This is a genomic window from Apibacter mensalis (genome assembly GCF_001418685.1).
GTDB lineage: Bacteria > Bacteroidota > Bacteroidia > Flavobacteriales > Weeksellaceae > Apibacter > Apibacter mensalis.
Genome location: NZ_LIVM01000001.1, coordinates 257692 through 276059 on the forward strand (window position 1 = coordinate 257692; position 18368 = coordinate 276059).

The window sequence follows — 18368 nt, forward strand, 5'->3', positions numbered from 1 at the left end:
TTTTCTTTCGACTTGTATTAATCTACTTTAATTCTTTAATTGCAATAATGACAAATATACTTATTTTTTAATTGTGATATTTAAATAAATAGTGGGTCAAGATTATACATTTGTTTCAATCAGTTTGAATAATTAAGTTATCAACTTTCTAAAAATATAATTAGAATTACTTTTACTTAGTAGGGTTTCTAAATTTTTTATTGATTAATTTTTTATACCTACTCAGCATAAGGAATGAAATAAAAAGCATTTCCCGAATAATTCAAAGGAAACGCTTTTTTACACTAATAAAATATGTACTCTATTTTTTAATAAACTTATATTTTTTAACTTCTTTTGAAGTTAGAATTTTTATAATATATGCTCCAGGGCTTAATTGACTTACATTTATCCCATACGATGAATCTAAATTTCCTTCTAGTACTTTTTTACCTGAGAAATCATAAATCGATGTTGATTTAATTTTTTCTTCTGAGTTTAACTTGATGTATAAAGTATTTTTAACCGGGTTAGGATAAATTACAAATTCATTATTTTCATTTTTTATATCTTCTGTTCCCAGTTTTCCATTTATTATAGTTAAAGGAAGATAATTTATGGTTGCTCCTTCCAAAAATTGCCATTCTTGATTATCATTTTCACGTGCAAAAATCCTGATTCGATATTCTCCATTTAAAATATCATCCGGTATCATACCTGAAATTAAATACGATGGATAAAAATAACCCTCTTGTAAATTACTTATTGAGCTTTTATTAAGAATGTATTTCAATTCATCTTTTTCATTAGTTAAAGCCAGTGCGAGCATACCAGTAAAAGGTTTACATCGTGTATTTCCAACTGAAAACTTAACTTTAAGATCATCTTTTGGACCGGCTTGTATCAAATTGGCTTGAAGTGCTAGTTCATCTCTTAAGAAAAGATTATGAGATTTTATACCATCTATAACTTCGATAATATTATTTCCCTCTACGGCTTTAGCTGTTTTGATTGCAACGTATGTATTGTCCTTTTTTTCAACTACCTTTAATCGGTATTTTCCTGCCGGAATATTACTATCTATCTTATAATTGTTAGTATTGAAATTTCTAGGGTGACTTCCGGCATTGAATATTGCAATGATATTTTCGTTCAAATCATATAATGCCATATATAAGTTTTTTGAGTCAATATCATCTTCAATCCCTATGTTATATAATTTATGTATTTCATTAAAGCACTCTTCTTTATATACTCTATTTTTAGGAATCGTTAACTCATTTATAAAATATCTATTAACTTTTTTTCCTCCATTATTAGGTTTTATATTTATACCTATACTTTGACCATATTTATACTCTAATGGAGCATTTGAATTGTAATACCCATCTTGATATCCTCCCCATCCGAAATTAAAATGTAATAGTCCGTTTGAGTCGTATCCATCACAAATAAATGCATGCCCTTCTTTCTTTTCAGTACTTCCTGAATAGTAAATAGGTCTACCCTCATTTAATTCTTTTATTATGATATCCCCCCATTCTTCATCACTTATAAGTATCTCATTTAAGGAATTATAATACTTACCTCTTACAATATAATCAATACCTTTATCATAATCATAATAAGTATATAAAGATTTCAGTGCATCCCTACTTGAGACTACACTTTCTTTTATCCCGTATTTCATTTTGACACTTGCTCCTATATGATACATCAAGAGCCCTACAGCCTTTCCTTGTTCTTTTGTATAAGCTGGAGTAGGTGAATTTATATACTCATTCAACATATTAGACCAATCATACTCATATTGTTGTAAATCTATTTCCGGAATATTATATTGTACATTGTTATTGGGATCTATCGTTTCATAAGCAGGGATTTTTCCCATTCCGGATTTTGGGTATTGATGAAATTTCATAATTTGAGCGGTAGCAGTAGCTACACAACCAGTAACAACATCATAGGGAATTTGGCTGTTATAAGGTGCCATTTGGTTCCATTTAGTTTTAATTAAAGGCTGTAATTCAGAAAACTTTGTGTTTTTATTTATATTTATATCAGAATTTCTATAAACCTCCCACTCTTGTCTAATTTCTTCTGTTGGTTGACTTGAATTCTTAAAAGCTTCTTGCATACCCAATTCTATGGTTCTCATCCACAATCGAAAATTCTCAGGAATATTATTAATATCGTAATAACCGGATGTAGAATATCCTATTATAGGATAATTAATATCATCTGCTGAAATAATTATAAACCCCTGTTTATTTCCAATATTATATACATAGTAATAATTCTGAGAATGGTTTTTCTTGGATTTATTTTCTTCATTTTTGGCGGTGTAAACTAAATTTAATTGAAAACTAATATTTCTTTGTTGGAGGTCAGAAATATTGTTATTTATAAAATTTTCAGCAACACGCTTTGCTTCATCTTGCTCTACTTGTTTAGACCATAATTGTAAATAAGTAAATATAAATAGCAAAAAAAGAGTAATTTTTTTCATAAATTATTTGTTTAAAAAATACGCTTAAATGTAATAAAAAAAAAATAATTTATATTTATCGAAAATTGATTTTATCAAATTAATCATCAATATAATATATTTTCCATATTCAAATTTTTAAAATTTTCTGCAACCAATTACATAAGTTATAACATTATTGTCATATTCCACTAATTGTCCATGTTTAAACCTATTTTAAACAAGAAAATTTAATTATTACACATAAAAAAAGATTGAAGGGATTACTTCAACCTTTTTTTAGACCATTTATATTATATTTTAATTTTTGATATAGATATATTTGTGTAAAAATGTTAATACGTATTAATCATTAAAATATAGAATTTAAAGTGTTTCTTTTAACCATTTAAAAAATTCTTTTTGCCAGATGATTCCATTTTGAGGTTGCTGCACCCAATGACTCTCTTCCGGGAAATATAAAAGCCGACTTTTTATCCCTTTTAATTGTGCGGCTTGAAAAGCTTCCAACCCCTGTGTGTAAGGAACTCGATAATCTCTGCCTCCATGAATAATCAATATGGGTGTATCCCAATTAGCAATTAGTTTTATGGGATTGAATTCTTGGTATGCTTTAGGTTGAGGATTTTCCCAATAAGCTCCACCAATATCATAATTAGGAAAGAAAATTTCTTCCGTTGACCCATACATGGATTCCAGGTCAAAAACACCACAATGTGAAATGAAAGTTTTAAATCTTTTATGATGTATACCCGCTAGGTAATATACAGAATATCCACCATAACTTGCCCCTACTGCACCTAATCGATTTTTGTCCACATAAGGCTCTTTTGAAACCTCATCTATAGCAGACAAATAATCTTTCATAGGTTGTCCACCCCAATCACCTGAAATTTCTTCATTCCATTTTACACCAAAAGAAGGCAATCCTCTCCGATTGGGGGCTACCACAATATATCCATTAGAAGCCATTAGCTGGAAATTCCAACGGAAGCTGTAAAATTGAGATACGGTACTTTGAGGTCCTCCTTGGCAATACAATAAAGTCGGATATTTTTTATTTTTATCGAAATCGGGAGGAAATATTACCCAAACCAACATTTTTTTTCCATCGGTGGTATCAATCCATCTTTCTTCAACTTTACAACTTTTTATTTTATGATATATTTCATCATTTACGGTAGTTAACTTAGTTTCTTTTCCGGTTTTAATCGCTACCTTATAAATTTCTGAAGCATGATTCATATCTTGACGTTCTCCAATTAAAAAATCTCCTGCTAAATTAATTCCTACATAATCATGTCGGCCTTTGGTTATTTGCCTGATTTTTTTTGTATTTATATCCAGCTCAAAGAATTGTTTAGTTGCATTAATGCCAGCCAAAAAATAAATTTTCTTTCCTTCTTTACTCCACACATAATCTATGACTGTATTATCCCAATCTGAAGTCAAATTCATGGTTTTTTGAGTCTTAAAATCATAAATTTTTATATCATTCTTATCTGATTCATATCCATCCGTTTTCATTGATAACCATGCTAACATTCCTCCTTTAGGACTGAACTTAGGATTAGTATCATATCCTTTATTTTCTGCGGTTATATTTTGTGTTTGTTGCGAAAATAAATCGTAAAGATATATGTCAGTATTGGTCGAAACGGCATCTTGAGTTCCAAAAAGCTTCTTGGATTGATAGACTAGAAGCTTGCTATCCGGAGAGAATGAATATGCCTCCGAATTATATTTCTCATCATTTATATCTACTAAAGTTCCGTCTGAATTTCCGATAAATATATGTTGAAAGTTCCCGTCTTTCCAGGTATCCCAATGTCTATACATTAAATGATCATAAACTTTTACTTCAGACTTATCCAATTTTGGATACAAATCTGTGCCTAAAACTTTTTCTAATTTTACAGGTTTCGATATTACAAAATAATTGTAATTATTGGAATACAGTAATCCTGATAGAATTTCATTTTCCTTATTTATTTTTTCTGTTTTCTTAGATTTTAAATTATAAGAATAGATATCTTTTCCCACCGAATATACAAATACATCATTGGATTGAAAAGATAATGCTCTTTCCTTATCCTTACTTTGAGTAAGTCTATTAACTTGTCCATTTAGGCTCAGCAGATATAAATTTCTCGTACTGTTATTTTCTTCAACATTATATTGCTGAACTCCGTAAATAATGTCTCCGTTATCATTTACAGCATCTATTGATACCCTGCCCAAACTCCAAAGTAATTCCGGAGTCAAATTTTGCTGTTGTGCCATAGTAAAAATCCCAATTAGAATTGATACGAGTAAATTACTTTTTCTCATCATTAATTCTTTCCTATTTTTAGAATTGATTTCAAATTTAACATTTTCTTATACACTTATTTCATTCAAATCAAACTTTATTCAAAATTATTATTAAAATAATAGTTCCTTATTTTTATATTGGCACAATTATTTCAAGATAATAAAGATAATATAAATATTTAGTAATCATGGCAATTTTAGTATTAATGAGACATGGTCAGAGCGTTTGGAATCTGGAAAATAAATTTACCGGCTGGGTGGATGTAGAGTTATCCGATAAGGGCAAAGAAGAGGCTAAAAAAGCCGGTGATCAACTTAAAGGCTTACATTTTGATTACGCTTACTCATCGGCACTTAAAAGAGCCCAAGAAACTTTACAAATTGCTTTAGATGAAGCTGAAATTAACAATATCCCAACAAAATTTGATAGAGCATTAAATGAAAGGATGTATGGAGATTTGCAGGGATTAAACAAAGCAGAAACTGCTAAGAAATTTGGAGATGAGCAAGTTCATATTTGGAGAAGAAGTTATGATGTTGCTCCGCCTAATGGCGAAAGTCTTAAAGATACCGCTGACAGAGTAATTCCTTATTTTGAAAGTGAGATAGTGCCTAAAATTAAAGATGGTAAAAACATAATTATAGCCGCGCATGGAAATAGTTTACGTGCATTAGTCATGTTTTTAGAAAAAATGTCGCCTGAAGAAATTATTAAATTTGAAATAGCTACAGGAGTACCTAGACTATATGAATTAGATTCCAATTTACATGTTTTAAAGGTTAAAAATCTTTAATATTCGTAGAGTTCTTATGAAATTAACAAAATTATATTTTTTAAGCTAACTTAAAATAAAAATATTAATAGTTGTTCTTTTCATAGTAAGTTATTTCATATAAATAACTTTTCTCAAATATTTAACTAAACATATGGTCCTGTTTTTTTAGTAAAAAAACAGGACTTTGATTTTATAAGTGCTAATATTTATAAAGTTTATTTTATAATTACTTGTTTACCAACCATATATTCAAAATCGTATGAAAACAACCTGCCATTAAAAACATTTATTTTATTATTAAAACCTTTAATGCGTTAATGCATTCAGTGATTAAAATAACTATGATAAGCATCCATTTGCTATCTATATTAAGTAACGGATTAGCCTTATATAATTATAAAGCAATATTCTATATACTCTATTTTTTATATTATAAAATTTTTATTTAATCTAAATATATTTTTATTTAACATATATTTGCATGTTAATACATCTTTTTATATATTTATCGAATAAACAAAACCTAAGTATACTACGATAGATTACCTATTTTTAAACAAGTCTATCAAAGTATACATCAATTGCTATAGCCTATTAACAAACGAAAATCCTATCTTATAACAATTCAACTCACCTTTTTATCATATTATAAAATTTGTACGTACTGCATTTAATAGTATTTATTTGTAGCGATTGTCATTAAATAACTATGATTGGATGGTAATTTTATAATAAAACAACTATTATTATATGTTTAATTGTATTGTATGATTATGAATTAAAAATTATTTAAAAAAATTATAATGACAAATATACCTTTGTAGGTAAAATAATTAAAATTACAGGTATCTTAAATTTAATAAATATGGTTGATCATAAATTACAATTATTTTTAGAAAAAGTATTATTATCCAAATGGGAAAATAAAATACAATTCAGATCCGATATGAAATTATACCAAGATTTTGGATTAGTTGGTTACGATGTAGATGATTTTTTAAAGCATTTTACTAAAGAATTTAATGTAACTATAAGTAGTGAATTTAATTTTAATGAAAGATTTTATCCGGAAACATATTCTGCATTAGATGCAGTTAGAAGTATATGTATTAAAACCATAAATATTTTTCTTCTAAAATCGATTTACGAAAAAGAATTAAAAGATCTCAGTATTGAGGAGCTAGAAGTAGCAATAAAAAGGGGAATTTTATTATAGCCTATATGTGTCTTTAAAACAAAAAATAAATGAGATTACCACTTATTTTTATACGTGATAAATTTAAATTTTGTTAAAATTTTATCGGAAGTATATTTCATATTAGAAGTTAAAAACACTTGTATCAAAATAAACTAAAGATACTTAAAATAAAGGTGAGATACAAGACCTAAATAATATTAAAAATTCTAATAAGCTATTAAAATAGTGTATTAAATAAGTTTTCATTAATTTTATAAATTGATAGAAACTTAAAACTAAGTCTATAAATATTTTTTTTAATCTCTTTACCTACATAATACATATATTTTAAATAGGAAAAAGGTTTAAATTATTTTTGAATAATTTAAACCTTTGCAATTGTAGCCCGTAGGGGAGTCGAACCCCTCTTGCCAGAATGAAAATCTGAAGTCCTAACCGATAGACGAACGGGCCTACTATTATTTTTATTTACGCTAATGCGTTAACGTGCTTATTTAATTTAGATTTCAAGTTAGACGCTTTATTCTTATGAATAATATTTCTTTTTGCTAACTTATCAATCTGAGAAAAAACAGTCGGTAATTTACCTACCGCCACAGTTTTATCCGTTTCAGCTCTTAATTCTTTAATAGCTGTACGAGCTGATTTATGATAATACTTATTACGTAATCTCCTTACGTGATTCTGTCTTATTCTTTTTATTGCTGACTTATGATTTGCCATTTTAATTCTTCCTTTTCATTATCTATTTGCGGTGCAAATGTAATTATTTTTCACAAACCTACAAATTTACTTTTTCATTTAATTTATTGTAGACCCACAGGGATTCGAACCCCGACAAACGGTACCAAAAACCGGTGTGCTACCGTTACACCATGGGTCTGTACCAACAAAAAAACCTTAACTGAAAAAATCAAGGCCTTTCTTGCTGTGGGCGATGCAGGATTCGAACCTGCGACCCCCTGCTTGTAAGGCAGGTGCTCTGAACCAGCTGAGCTAATCGCCCCTTTTAAACAAAGATATTTAAGAGCTTTCCTTTAATTACTTTGTTCCCTAATTGGATTGCAAATATACGCTCATTTTTTATACTTGCAAATTTTTTTTTAAAAAATTTCTGACACAACAAAATTACTTCCTCCTATAAATATCAAATCTTCTTTTCCAGAATGGGTTTTTGCTGCTTCAACCCCTTCTTTCACACTATCGAATTTTTGATAAGTTTTAAAATACCTATTGATCTTTTCTGAATATTCGTTAGGATGTATACCTCTTTGTATAGCCGGTTTTACGAAATAATAAATGGCATTAACCGGTAATAATGAAAATATTTTATCTAAATCTTTCCCCTTTACAAAGCCTATTACAATTCGAAGTTTTTTATATTGTAAAAGTTTAAATTGTTCTACTAATTGTTTAAATCCATCTTCATTGTGGGCTGTATCGCAAACAATCATAGGATTCTTTTTTTGCAAAATTTCCCACCTTCCTCTAAAGTTCATAGTATCTTTTACACGTAATAATCCATCCTTAATCTGATTAACTGATACTGCAAATCCTTTATTTTTTAAAACATTTATGATACTTACTACCGTATTTTTATTTTTTTCTTGATATATACCTTTAAGGTCGGATGAGTATTCTATCTTATTTTTTGTCGCATCTACATATTCTGAATTTCGTTCTTGAGCAATATGAATTAGTAAATTTTTAACCTCTTCCTTTTCTTCACCAATAACTAAAGGAATTCCGGATTTAATAATTCCTGCTTTTTCCATGGTTATTTTTTCAATAGTGTCACCTAATAAATCTACATGATCCATGGAAATGCTGGTAATTGCGCACACTTCGGGGGTAATGATGTTGGTAGAATCTAATCTTCCTCCTATTCCTGCCTCAATAACGGCTATATCAACTTTTTCTTTAGCAAAATAGCTAAAAGACATAGCTGTAGTTAATTCAAAAAAAGATGGATTGAAATCTTTAGTGAAATAATTTCTAATATTAATTAAAAAATTGTATACAAACTCAGCCGGACATTCTTTTCCGTCTACTCTTATTCGTTCAGTGAAATTTTTTAGATGAGGGGAAGTAAATAAACCCACCTTATAACCGGCTTTTTTTAAGATAGATGCTGTCATATTAGAGACACTTCCTTTTCCATTAGTTCCTGCGATATGTATGGATTTAAATTTTGTTTGAGGATCTTCTAAAATTTTACATAACTTTAATATATTTTCAAATCCGGGCTTATATGCAGATTTCCCGACGTTTTGATAATTTGATACCTGAGTATATAACCAATCTAAAATTTCTTCGTATGTCTGCATGACAATATATAATGTATTTTATGGTATTAAAATTACAATAATTTTAAAAATATTTAGTAAAATTTTAAATTACTGCTACATACCTAAAAAAGGTTAAATGAAAAAAAACATTTTTATCACTCCTGAGTTCGACAGATATTTTAAACTTTTACTTCTTTAAAATAGAATATTTTTGAAATCAATATATTATAACTTTTTCACAACACCTATATACTTTCCTTCAAATTCAACAATAACTGTTTGCAAATTGTTTTGATTAACCCAATCCATAAAAGCAGAATTATCTCCAATATCATCACTGATAAAAAAACCGTTTTTTTCAATCCTTTCCCATAGTAAAGGATAAGCCCACATTCTTCCTTTATAACTTTTATCACTATCGTAATGAGCTATCTCAAAGGTACGTTGTTCTTTAAATATTTTGGGTAAGGATTCCTTGTCTGCTTGTCTAAACAAATTCCAATATTTTTTAAGCCTTTCAGGGACTACACATCCAACAAATTTATCATTATTTCTGTCCAAATAAGGCATATCAGAGCTGTATAATTTCCCTTCCCTTTTCTGCAAAGACAATAAAGCGGCGAGAGAACTCCAACCGTAAGCCACCCCGGTTTCTATGACATTTTTGGCCTGAGTATATTCACATAATGCATAGATAAGATCTAATGCTCCGGGTCCTCCCATTTTAACGGGGCATTCTATCTCAATTTTTTTTGACTTTTTCATTTGCTCAGGAAAATCTTTATATAATGAGTATTCATTTTCAGTAATCCGGTAAATTGCATCTTGCTGACTTATTGCTCTCTCTGCACACCAAATTTCGGATTCCTTTTTTCCTTGTACAGCACTCCCCCTATCAAAAATATTTTTATAGATTTTCCTTATTAATTCCGGATATAACTGTGGCCTGGCTAAATAGCCGAATAAAGTTCTTAAAACTGATTGCATTTATATTGTACTTTTATTATACTGATATGGTGCAAATGTAATTAAAATACTCATACCATTATGTTTCTAACTAAATTGGGCTAAGAGTGTAATAAAAGAATAATTATTTCACTCTATTCTCTTTTTTTATTGTTTATATTGAAAAAATTTTTATTATATATTTTAAAGGTTTGGTAAATATAAATTTGAATATTATATTTAACTGTGCGCAGTACCATTTTTATTTACATCCGATAGCTTAAGAAAATGATAAAAGCCCTGTAATGAAGTTATTAAAAAATTTTATTGAAAACGAAAAATCCGTGGGGATTCTACTTATTTTATGTACAATCCTATCTCTTTCATTAGCAAACTCATCTTTCCATATTCTCTATCACAATTTTTGGGAAACACCGTTTTTTTTAAGAGCTGGAACCTTAAATATATTTAATTTACCAGGAATTTCTTTAACCTTATCAGAGTTTATAAATGATGGTTTAATGAGCATATTTTTTCTAATGGTGGGATTAGAACTGATCTATGAGGTTCGTATTGGAAAACTTTCCAACTTATCACATGCTCTCCTACCTATAATAGGAGCTTTAGGAGGAATGATTGTTCCTGCTGGAGTATATGCTTATTTAAATTCTGGAAAAGATACCATTTCAGGGGCCGGAATACCTATGGCCACCGATATAGCATTTGCATTGGGTGTCTTAAGTTTATTAGGAAAAAAAATTAATTTATCTCTTCGTATATTTCTTACAGCTTTAGCTGTAATGGATGATTTAGGTGCGATTTTAGTTATAGTAATCTTTTATACTAAAAAACTTTCATGGTACTATTTATCTTTAGCTCTAATCACATGGATGGTACTACTACTTTTTAAAAAGCTAAAAATAAAATATTTATATTTATACATAATAGGTGGTATAGTAATTTGGTATGGTTTGCTTAATTCAGGCGTACATGCTACCCTTGCAGGTATGTTACTTGCATTTACCCTACCTTTTGGAGATGGTAATACACATAGTAATGCCATGAAATTATTTTCCATACTCCAACTACCTGTAAACTTTATAATTCTACCCCTTTTCGCATTAGCCAATACAGCTCTATCTATTGAATTAAATTTCCAAGAGTATTTTTCACAATCTTACTGCCTTGGAATATTTTTTGGCTTAGTCTTTGGAAAACCTTTAGGTATTATTTTATTCACTTATCTTGCTTGTGCTTTAAAATTATGTAAGCTCCCATGTGAAACGAATTGGAAACAAATTATAGGAATAGGTTTTTTAGGTGGAATTGGATTTACTATGTCTATTTTTATTACTTTACTGGCTTTTAATCCGGTTATACAAACTGACTATATTACTCATGCTAAAATTATGATCTTATTTTCCTCACTATGCTCGGGTTTAATAGGATATTTGTACTTATATTTTATATGCCGAAAAAAGAAATTTTAATTAAAATCTTTGTATTTTCACAATATTAAACCTAAAATTAATATGAAAAAAATAATTTTATTACTTGTATTAACATTTTTTATAATGACCACGAAAGCACAAATTTATAAAATTAAAACAATAACAGATTCAAAGGGTTATACTTATGAAATGGTAACGAATGACCCTTCTAACTCAAGAATTTATACACTTAAAAATGGTTTCAAAGTTTATTTATCCCGAAACAACGATGAACCAAGAATTCAAACTTATATTCCGGTACGTACCGGATCTGCTAATGACCCGTCTGAAAATACCGGACTTGCCCATTATTTGGAACATATGATGTTTAAGGGAACCAGTAAGATCGGAACCTCTGATTGGAATAAAGAATCCGTATTATTAAATCGTATTTCAGACTTATATGAACAACATAAAGCTGAAAAAAATCCAAAAAAGAAAAAAGAAATTTATAAAAAAATAGATGAAGTATCTCAAGAAGCATCTAAATATGCGATCGCTAACGAATACGACAAATTAATTTCTGAATTGGGCGCTACCGGAACCAATGCTCACACTTGGCTTGATGAAACAGTCTATAAAAACAATATTCCTTCCAACGAATTAGAAAGATGGTTATTTGTTGAAAAAGAACGATTTTCTGAATTAGTTTTACGTCTTTTTCATACAGAATTGGAAGCTGTTTATGAAGAATTTAATCGCGCCCAAGATAACGATATGCGTTTGGTAAATTACGAAATGATGGACGCTTTGTTTCCCACCCATCCTTATGGACAACAAACTACTATTGGAACATCCGAGCATTTAAAAAACCCTTCCATGAAAGCAATTCATGAATATTATGAAACTTATTACGTACCTAATAATATGGCAATCGTACTGGTAGGTGACTTAAATTTTGATGAAACCATACAACTGGTAGATAAGTATTTCGGAAGCTTCCAATATAAAGAATTGCCCGTATTGAAAAAACCTACAGAACAACCGTTAACATCTGTAGTAAAAAGAGTGGTAAAAAGTCCTTCTTCGGAAAGAATCCAATTAGCTTTCAGATGTAATGGAGCGGGAAGTAAAGAAGCTCTTTATGTTAAAATGATTAATATGATTTTAAGCAATTCCGGTGCAGGTTTAATTGATATAAATATTAATCAAAAGCAATTAGCTCAAGGTGCAGGTTCTTACACTTCTTTTTTTAAAGATTATGGACTTCATTCCTTATATGGAGCTCCGAGAGAAGGCCAATCGCTGGAACAAGTACAAAAACTTTTATTAGATCAACTGGAGATCATTAAAAATGGGAAATTTGATGATTGGTTGATTAAAGCTATTATCAATGATTTAAAAACTCAACGCATTAGCAGCTGGGACACAGCCAATGGGGTAGCAACTCAAATGTATAATGCTTTTATCCAAAATTTATCTTGGCAACAGATTTTAGATGAATTTAATGAGCTGGATAAAATGAATAAAGAAAGTATTGTAAAATTTGCCCAGGAATTTTATAAGGACAATTATGTTGTGATTTATAAAGAAAAAGGAATTAATGACAAACTAGTAAGAGTTGAAAATCCGGAAATAACCCCTATAACTTTAAACCGAACAGTACTGTCAGATTTTTATAAAAAATTCTCTCAACTTCCTGAAAAAGAGATTCAACCCCAATTTATAGATTATCAAAAATTAATTACATTTGATCATGTAAAAAACACTCCTCTTTCTTATATTAAAAATATAAATAATGAATTAGGGGAGGTATATTATATATTTGATTTCGGATCAGACAACAATAAGGAGTTGGATCTAGCGTTAAATTATCTTTCTCTTTTAGGTACAGATAAATATGCTAAATCCGATCTTGAAAAAGAGTTTTATAAAATAGGCATTACTTATAACATCCAAGTTCAAAATGAACGAATATTTCTTAGTCTACAAGGATTAGAAAAAAATATTCCAAAAGGGATTGAATTATTTGAGCATTTATTACAAAATGCTAAACCCGATTCAGAGACTTACCAAAAATATGTACAAACTATTCAAAAAGCAAGAAAAAATTCAAAATTAAATAAACAGTCGATTCTAAATGCCTTAGCATTGTATGCTCGTTACGGAGAAAATAATAGATTAAGAAACAATATTTCTGAAGCTGATTTATTAAACAAAAAACCTGCTGATTTAGTTAAGATAAGTAAAAGTCTATTCGATTACAAACATGAAATTTTTTACTATGGACCGAATGAATCAGTCATTAAAAAAGCTATTCAGAAATATCATAATTTCGGTAGTGGTAAGGAATATACCTTCCCTGTTACTTATAAAGAACTTGAATCCGACGGCAGTTTGTTTTTTGCTCCTTATGACATGGTACAGGCTGAAATACTTTTCCAATCAAGAGGAGCTAAATTTGACATTGCTAAAATACCTTACGCAAAAGTATTTGGCGAATATTTCGGAAGAGGTTTATCTTCTATTGTTTTTCAAGAAATTCGTGAAAGCAAATCCCTAGCGTATTCAGCTTATGCTAGTTATATCGTGTCCTCAGATAAGGACAAATACGATTATATTTCTTCCTATATTGGAACTCAGGCCAATAAGCTACCCCAAGCAGTAGACGCAATGAAATATTTAATGAACAATATGCCTGAAGTTAATAAGCAATTTGACAATGCTAAAAAAAGTGCTTTAAAGCAAATTGCTTCAGACAGAATCACTAAATCTAATATTTATTGGTCTTATCTATTCGCTAAAAAAAGAGGGATTAATTATGATTTAAGAAAAGATATGTATTCTCAAATACAAACTTTAAAACTTAAGGATCTTAAAGATTTTTTTAACCGTGAAATTAAGGGAAAAACCTATAATGTTTCTTTAATTGGAAAAAAGGAAAATCTCAATTGGAACTCTGTTAGTAAGTTGGGGAAAGTTCACGAACTATCTATTGATGAATTATTTAATTATTAATAAATCAATAAAAAATGAAATTCTAAATTCAAGCTTCTTTTAAAAGAATATTTTCAAAGTTTTATAAAAAGAACTGAATAAAATTATTTGGTTCTTTTTACTTTTTTATAATGTAGAGTTTTATATATAATTTAAAATAAGGAGCTTTAATAGTATGAGACAAATTATAGATATAGAAAAGTAAATTATTGGTAAAACTAAACTTAACATGAGATTACATATTTAGATATATAGATCTAAATCACCCTGTCCCTGACGTAGTATTTTTGCACTCCCTGATGTTAAATCTACTACTGTAGAGGGAGTATAGCCTCCAGCACCACTATCAATTACTAAATCTACTAATTTACCATATTTTTCAGCAATTAACTCAGGATCAGTAATATATTCCAATATCTCATCATCGTCATGGGTAGATGTTGAAGCTATGGGATTACCTAATCTTTCTACAATGATTCTGGGAATGATATGATCCGGAATTCTTATTCCTACTGTTTTTTTATTTTTATAATAAGAGGGTAACGTATGGGAAGCATTCAGGATAAAAGTAAATGCTCCCGGCAGTGATCTTTTTAAAAGCTTAAATAAATTAGTATTTATAGGTTTAGAATATTGAGATAAATTGCTTAAATCGTTACAAACAAAAGAAAAGTGGGTCTTTTCAAGTTTTACATTTTTAATTTTCGAAAGTTTTTCCATCGCTTTGTGATTAAAAATATCACAACCCATTCCGTAAACCGTATCTGTCGGATATACAATTATTCCATCCTTCTTTAATACATCTACCACTTCATTTATAGCTTTCTCTGAGGGATTTTCGGGGTAAATTTTTACAATTTTAGCCATTATATCAATTCTTTTATTCTCTGTAACCTATTTATTATTCTTCAACAAAATCCAGTGAAGCAGAATTTACACAGTATCTTAATCCGGTTTTTGTAGGACCATCATTGAAAACATGTCCCAAATGACTGCCACAATTAGCACAAAGAATCTCCATGCGGGTCATCCCATGAGAAGTGTCTAATTTTTCGGTAATTCTGCCTTTAACTATTTCTTGATCAAAGCTGGGCCAACCGCAATGAGAATTAAATTTTGAATAGCTATCAAATAAAACAGCTCCACAAGCCTTGCAAGTATATACTCCTTTTTCGAAATGCATATTAAATTTTCCACTATAGGGAGCTTCGGTTCCTTTCTCTCTCAAAATATAATATTCTTCTGGAGAAAGCTGCTTCTTCCATTCTTCTTCTGATTTTATTACCTTCATATGTGTTTCTTATTTGGTTACTTCTAAACTGTCTTTTGATAAACAAGATATCAACAGTAATCCGAAATTTATAAAAACTGCACACTGAAGCAGTTTTAGATCTGTATTCATTTAAAAACAAAATTCATTCCAATACTGAGGTGTGAATTTTTTAAGGATTATCACTAAATTCGTTATTATAAACATCTAAAAGTAGAAAAAAGCTGGAAAGTAATATTGGTCCAAAAATTAACCCGATAAAACCAAAAATATTCATGCCTAAAATTACTCCAAAGATAGTAATTAACGGATGAACATCATCCAGTTTCTTAAGTAGTGTGAATCTTACAATATTATCTGAAACTCCAATAATTATAATACCGTATAATATTATAAATACGGATTGCCAAATATCTCCAGAAGTAAATAATAGAATAGCAATCGGAACATAAGCTAATGCAGAACCTACAATAGGCAACATAGAGGTAAAAGTAGTTACTGCAAACCAAAACCACAAATTGTCCAACCCTACAATAGCATAGCCAACAGACCCCACAACACCCTGAATAACAGCAACTAATGGAATACCTATAGCATTAGATTGGATCATTTTCTTCAATCTTTGACCTAACTTTATAGTGTTTTGCTCTTTCAAAGGAGACCATTTCATAAATGTACTTTCAATTTTTCTGATATTCATAATCATAAAATAGAAAAGAACAAATGAAAAGAGAAAAACTACCACTGAATTTACGGTTGAATTTACTATTTTAGGTACCACCCTGCCCACCCAAGTTGTTGCTTGGATGATATTGTCTTTGTTTAGTATATTAAGTGCGTATTTGGCTTGTAAATCATTTACAATTTTCACTAAAGAATTATTTATCTTATTAAAATAAGATACTGCTGTATGCACCTGAGAATAACTCAATTCAATGACAAAATAAATAGGAATCGAAATAATCAATAATGTAAGTAGAAAGACTATAATAATTGACAACCATTTTTTCAGTCCTTTTTTTTCAGTTAGATATAAGAAAAAATCTTTGGATAGTGCATATAAGGTGATTGCTCCTAAAAAGCTTGGAAGAAATATGGCCAACTGACTTATAATAAGGATAAAAAGAGATATTATTATTATTAAAAACAATATCTGATGTATGACTTTTCCACTTATTTTTTCGTTCATTTAAAATATCAATTACTTATTACTTTTTATTGTTGTTTCATTTGTATTAAATATTCAATGGCTTCTTCATAACCGGGTAATCCTTTGCCTTTAATTTGGTGTATACAAGCGTCTTTTATTACTGAAATTTTTCTAAATTCTTCTCTTTTTTCAATGTCGGAAATATGAACTTCAATTGCCGGTGCAAGTACTGACTTTAATGCATCATATATTGCATAGGAATAGTGAGTATATGCTCCCGGGTTAATCACAATACCATCGTATTCAAATCCTTTTTCATGAATCTTATCAATAATCGAGCCTTCATGATTAGTTTGATAGTATTCTAATTCCACATCTATAAATTTTTTCTGCAAATGCTTAAAATAAACATCGAATGAACAACAACCGTAAATTTGTGTTTCTCTTTGCCCTAGAAGGTTTAAATTAGGACCATTGATAATTAATATTTTCATAATCTTTTTTTACGAATATAGGAAAGAAAGAATGAATGAAATAAAAAACATAAATTTTGAAGAAGAAAAATATTTAAGTATATTTGCACACCTAAAAAATAATGCCCAGGTGGCGGAATTGGTAGACGCGCTGGACTCAAAATCCAGTGGTAGCGATATCGTGCGGGTTCGATTCCCGCCCTGGGTACAATATAATAGGTATTTTTATTTACAAATTACTTATTATTCTATAGTATCATTAGTAAATCTTACAAGTAATCTTCTTGTTTAATAAATTATTAATTTTCTACCCAACCTCGTATTTTTTTTATTACTTAAATAAAAATAAGAGAACTTTAAAATAAAGCCTCTTATCAATCATTAAAATTATTTATGTAAATATTAGTTTACTTCTAATCAAATTTAAGTAAAAAATCTTTCTTAGGATGTCTAACTTTCGGATAATTTACTAACCAGTCATTCTTTTCATCTCTATAACCTAAAGGGAGCATAACTACACTTTTCAATCCAAGCTCTTTTAATTGTAAAAGCTCATCTACTGCCTGATTGTCAAAACCCTCCATAGGAGTCGTGTCAACTTTTAGCTCTGCTGCTGCTGCAATCGATAATCCAAAAGCTATATAGGCTTGACGTGCAGCATGTTCAAAATTATTTTCAGCAGCTGTATTAAGATAAATTCCTTTAATACGATCCGTATAGCTTTGATAAGCATCAGAAGGCTGATTACGTTCTCTCGTTATATGCCCATAAATGGTATCTATTCGTTCTTCTGTATAATTATCCCAGGCAGCAAATATTAGAATATGTGAACAATCTTCAACTTGTTTTTGATCCATAGAGATAGAAACCAGCTTTTGCTTTAATTCCGGATTGGTAATTTCTATAATCTTAAAAGGCTGTAATCCGGAAGAGGTGGGAGCTAACCATGCTGCTTCAACGATTTGATCTACCAACGATTGTTCAACTTTTTTGGTGGCATCGAATTTTTTTGTTGCATACCTCCATTTAAGTGAGTTAATTAATTCCATTTTATTATTAAT

At 29.3% G+C, this 18368-nt stretch carries 14 protein-coding genes and 4 tRNA genes; 5 read left to right on the forward strand and 13 right to left on the reverse strand.

Annotated features, from left to right (window positions below):
• Positions 1 to 301: 301 nt before the first annotated feature.
• Positions 302 to 2488, reverse strand: a complete 2187-nt coding sequence (locus ASC36_RS01125; protein WP_055424640.1) for a thiol protease/hemagglutinin PrtT — start codon at positions 2486 to 2488, stop codon at positions 302 to 304.
• 345 nt (positions 2489 to 2833) lie between these two features.
• A complete protein-coding gene (locus ASC36_RS01130) occupies positions 2834 to 4801 on the reverse strand; it encodes a S9 family peptidase (protein ID WP_245630713.1) in 1968 nt (655 codons plus the stop codon).
• Between the two features lie 167 nt (positions 4802 to 4968).
• Here ASC36_RS01130 and ASC36_RS01135 point away from each other — a divergent pair, with 167 nt between their 5' ends.
• Together ASC36_RS01135 and ASC36_RS01140 are read left to right on the forward strand one after the other, a co-directional pair.
• Positions 4969 to 5574, forward strand: a complete 606-nt coding sequence (locus ASC36_RS01135; protein ID WP_055424642.1) for a 2,3-bisphosphoglycerate-dependent phosphoglycerate mutase — start codon at positions 4969 to 4971, stop codon at positions 5572 to 5574.
• 847 nt (positions 5575 to 6421) lie between these two features.
• Positions 6422 to 6772, forward strand: coding sequence for a DUF1493 family protein (locus ASC36_RS01140; protein WP_055424643.1), 351 nt, complete (start codon positions 6422 to 6424; stop codon positions 6770 to 6772).
• Between the two features lie 363 nt (positions 6773 to 7135).
• Here the strand turns inward: ASC36_RS01140 and ASC36_RS01145 are convergent.
• The 6 genes from ASC36_RS01145 to ASC36_RS01170 form a co-directional block, all read right to left on the reverse strand.
• Positions 7136 to 7207: transfer RNA gene (locus ASC36_RS01145), tRNA-Glu, on the reverse strand.
• A 15-nt stretch (positions 7208 to 7222) separates the two neighbouring features.
• Positions 7223 to 7477, reverse strand: coding sequence for a 30S ribosomal protein S20 (gene rpsT, locus ASC36_RS01150; protein ID WP_055424644.1), 255 nt, complete (start codon positions 7475 to 7477; stop codon positions 7223 to 7225).
• A gap of 89 nt (positions 7478 to 7566) precedes the next feature.
• Positions 7567 to 7637: transfer RNA gene (locus ASC36_RS01155), tRNA-Gln, on the reverse strand.
• A 48-nt stretch (positions 7638 to 7685) separates the two neighbouring features.
• Positions 7686 to 7760 (reverse strand) — tRNA-Val (locus tag ASC36_RS01160).
• Positions 7761 to 7857: 97 nt separating this feature from the next.
• Positions 7858 to 9081 carry a bifunctional folylpolyglutamate synthase/dihydrofolate synthase gene (locus ASC36_RS01165; RefSeq protein ID WP_055424645.1) on the reverse strand — a complete coding sequence of 408 codons (1224 nt, stop codon included), beginning with the start codon at positions 9079 to 9081 and terminating at the stop codon, positions 7858 to 7860.
• A 186-nt stretch (positions 9082 to 9267) separates the two neighbouring features.
• Positions 9268 to 10029 carry a class I SAM-dependent methyltransferase gene (locus ASC36_RS01170; protein ID WP_055424646.1) on the reverse strand — a complete coding sequence of 254 codons (762 nt, stop codon included), beginning with the start codon at positions 10027 to 10029 and terminating at the stop codon, positions 9268 to 9270.
• A gap of 263 nt (positions 10030 to 10292) precedes the next feature.
• Between ASC36_RS01170 and nhaA the strand changes: the two genes are divergently transcribed.
• Both nhaA and ASC36_RS01180 read left to right on the forward strand, forming a co-directional pair.
• The gene (gene nhaA / locus ASC36_RS01175; RefSeq protein ID WP_055424647.1) at positions 10293 to 11477 is read left to right on the forward strand and encodes a Na+/H+ antiporter NhaA; all 1185 of its coding nucleotides are present in this window, start codon (positions 10293 to 10295) and stop codon (positions 11475 to 11477) included.
• Between the two features lie 42 nt (positions 11478 to 11519).
• On the forward strand, positions 11520 to 14435 hold the full coding sequence (locus tag ASC36_RS01180) for a M16 family metallopeptidase (protein ID WP_055424648.1): 2916 nt from the start codon (positions 11520 to 11522) through the stop codon (positions 14433 to 14435).
• A 222-nt stretch (positions 14436 to 14657) separates the two neighbouring features.
• Here ASC36_RS01180 and ASC36_RS01185 read toward each other — a convergent pair whose 3' ends face one another.
• The 4 genes from ASC36_RS01185 to ASC36_RS01200 form a co-directional block, all read right to left on the reverse strand.
• A complete protein-coding gene (locus tag ASC36_RS01185) occupies positions 14658 to 15281 on the reverse strand; it encodes an L-threonylcarbamoyladenylate synthase (RefSeq protein ID WP_055424649.1) in 624 nt (207 codons plus the stop codon).
• A 34-nt stretch (positions 15282 to 15315) separates the two neighbouring features.
• Entirely contained in the window at positions 15316 to 15705 is a 390-nt protein-coding gene (gene msrB / locus ASC36_RS01190) for a peptide-methionine (R)-S-oxide reductase MsrB (protein ID WP_055424650.1), read from the reverse strand.
• 151 nt (positions 15706 to 15856) lie between these two features.
• Entirely contained in the window at positions 15857 to 16873 is a 1017-nt protein-coding gene (locus ASC36_RS01195; protein WP_055424651.1) for an AI-2E family transporter, read from the reverse strand.
• 26 nt (positions 16874 to 16899) lie between these two features.
• The gene (locus ASC36_RS01200; RefSeq protein ID WP_055424652.1) at positions 16900 to 17328 is read right to left on the reverse strand and encodes a type II 3-dehydroquinate dehydratase; all 429 of its coding nucleotides are present in this window, start codon (positions 17326 to 17328) and stop codon (positions 16900 to 16902) included.
• Positions 17329 to 17431: 103 nt separating this feature from the next.
• On the opposite strand from ASC36_RS01200, the gene ASC36_RS01205 reads away from it, so the two are divergent.
• Positions 17432 to 17515 (forward strand) — tRNA-Leu (locus tag ASC36_RS01205).
• Positions 17516 to 17720: 205 nt separating this feature from the next.
• Here ASC36_RS01205 and ASC36_RS01210 read toward each other — a convergent pair.
• Positions 17721 to 18356 carry an NAD(P)H-dependent oxidoreductase gene (locus ASC36_RS01210; protein WP_055424653.1) on the reverse strand — a complete coding sequence of 212 codons (636 nt, stop codon included), beginning with the start codon at positions 18354 to 18356 and terminating at the stop codon, positions 17721 to 17723.
• Positions 18357 to 18368 lie beyond the last annotated feature (12 nt).

Coding starts and splice junctions, on each gene's coding strand:
- ASC36_RS01180 (WP_055424648.1), top strand. CDS start 11,520: ATGAAAAAAATAATTTTATTACTTGTATTAACATTTTTTATAATGACC.
- ASC36_RS01195 (WP_055424651.1), bottom strand. CDS start 16,873: ATGAACGAAAAAATAAGTGGAAAAGTCATACATCAGATATTGTTTTTA.
- ASC36_RS01125 (WP_055424640.1), bottom strand. CDS start 2,488: ATGAAAAAAATTACTCTTTTTTTGCTATTTATATTTACTTATTTACAA.
- msrB (WP_055424650.1), bottom strand. CDS start 15,705: ATGAAGGTAATAAAATCAGAAGAAGAATGGAAGAAGCAGCTTTCTCCA.
- ASC36_RS01140 (WP_055424643.1), top strand. CDS start 6,422: ATGGTTGATCATAAATTACAATTATTTTTAGAAAAAGTATTATTATCC.
- rpsT (WP_055424644.1), bottom strand. CDS start 7,477: ATGGCAAATCATAAGTCAGCAATAAAAAGAATAAGACAGAATCACGTA.
- ASC36_RS01210 (WP_055424653.1), bottom strand. CDS start 18,356: ATGGAATTAATTAACTCACTTAAATGGAGGTATGCAACAAAAAAATTC.
- nhaA (WP_055424647.1), top strand. CDS start 10,293: ATGAAGTTATTAAAAAATTTTATTGAAAACGAAAAATCCGTGGGGATT.
- ASC36_RS01165 (WP_055424645.1), bottom strand. CDS start 9,081: ATGCAGACATACGAAGAAATTTTAGATTGGTTATATACTCAGGTATCA.
- ASC36_RS01200 (WP_055424652.1), bottom strand. CDS start 17,328: ATGAAAATATTAATTATCAATGGTCCTAATTTAAACCTTCTAGGGCAA.
- ASC36_RS01130 (WP_245630713.1), bottom strand. CDS start 4,801: ATGATGAGAAAAAGTAATTTACTCGTATCAATTCTAATTGGGATTTTT.
- ASC36_RS01170 (WP_055424646.1), bottom strand. CDS start 10,029: ATGCAATCAGTTTTAAGAACTTTATTCGGCTATTTAGCCAGGCCACAG.
- ASC36_RS01135 (WP_055424642.1), top strand. CDS start 4,969: ATGGCAATTTTAGTATTAATGAGACATGGTCAGAGCGTTTGGAATCTG.
- ASC36_RS01185 (WP_055424649.1), bottom strand. CDS start 15,281: ATGGCTAAAATTGTAAAAATTTACCCCGAAAATCCCTCAGAGAAAGCT.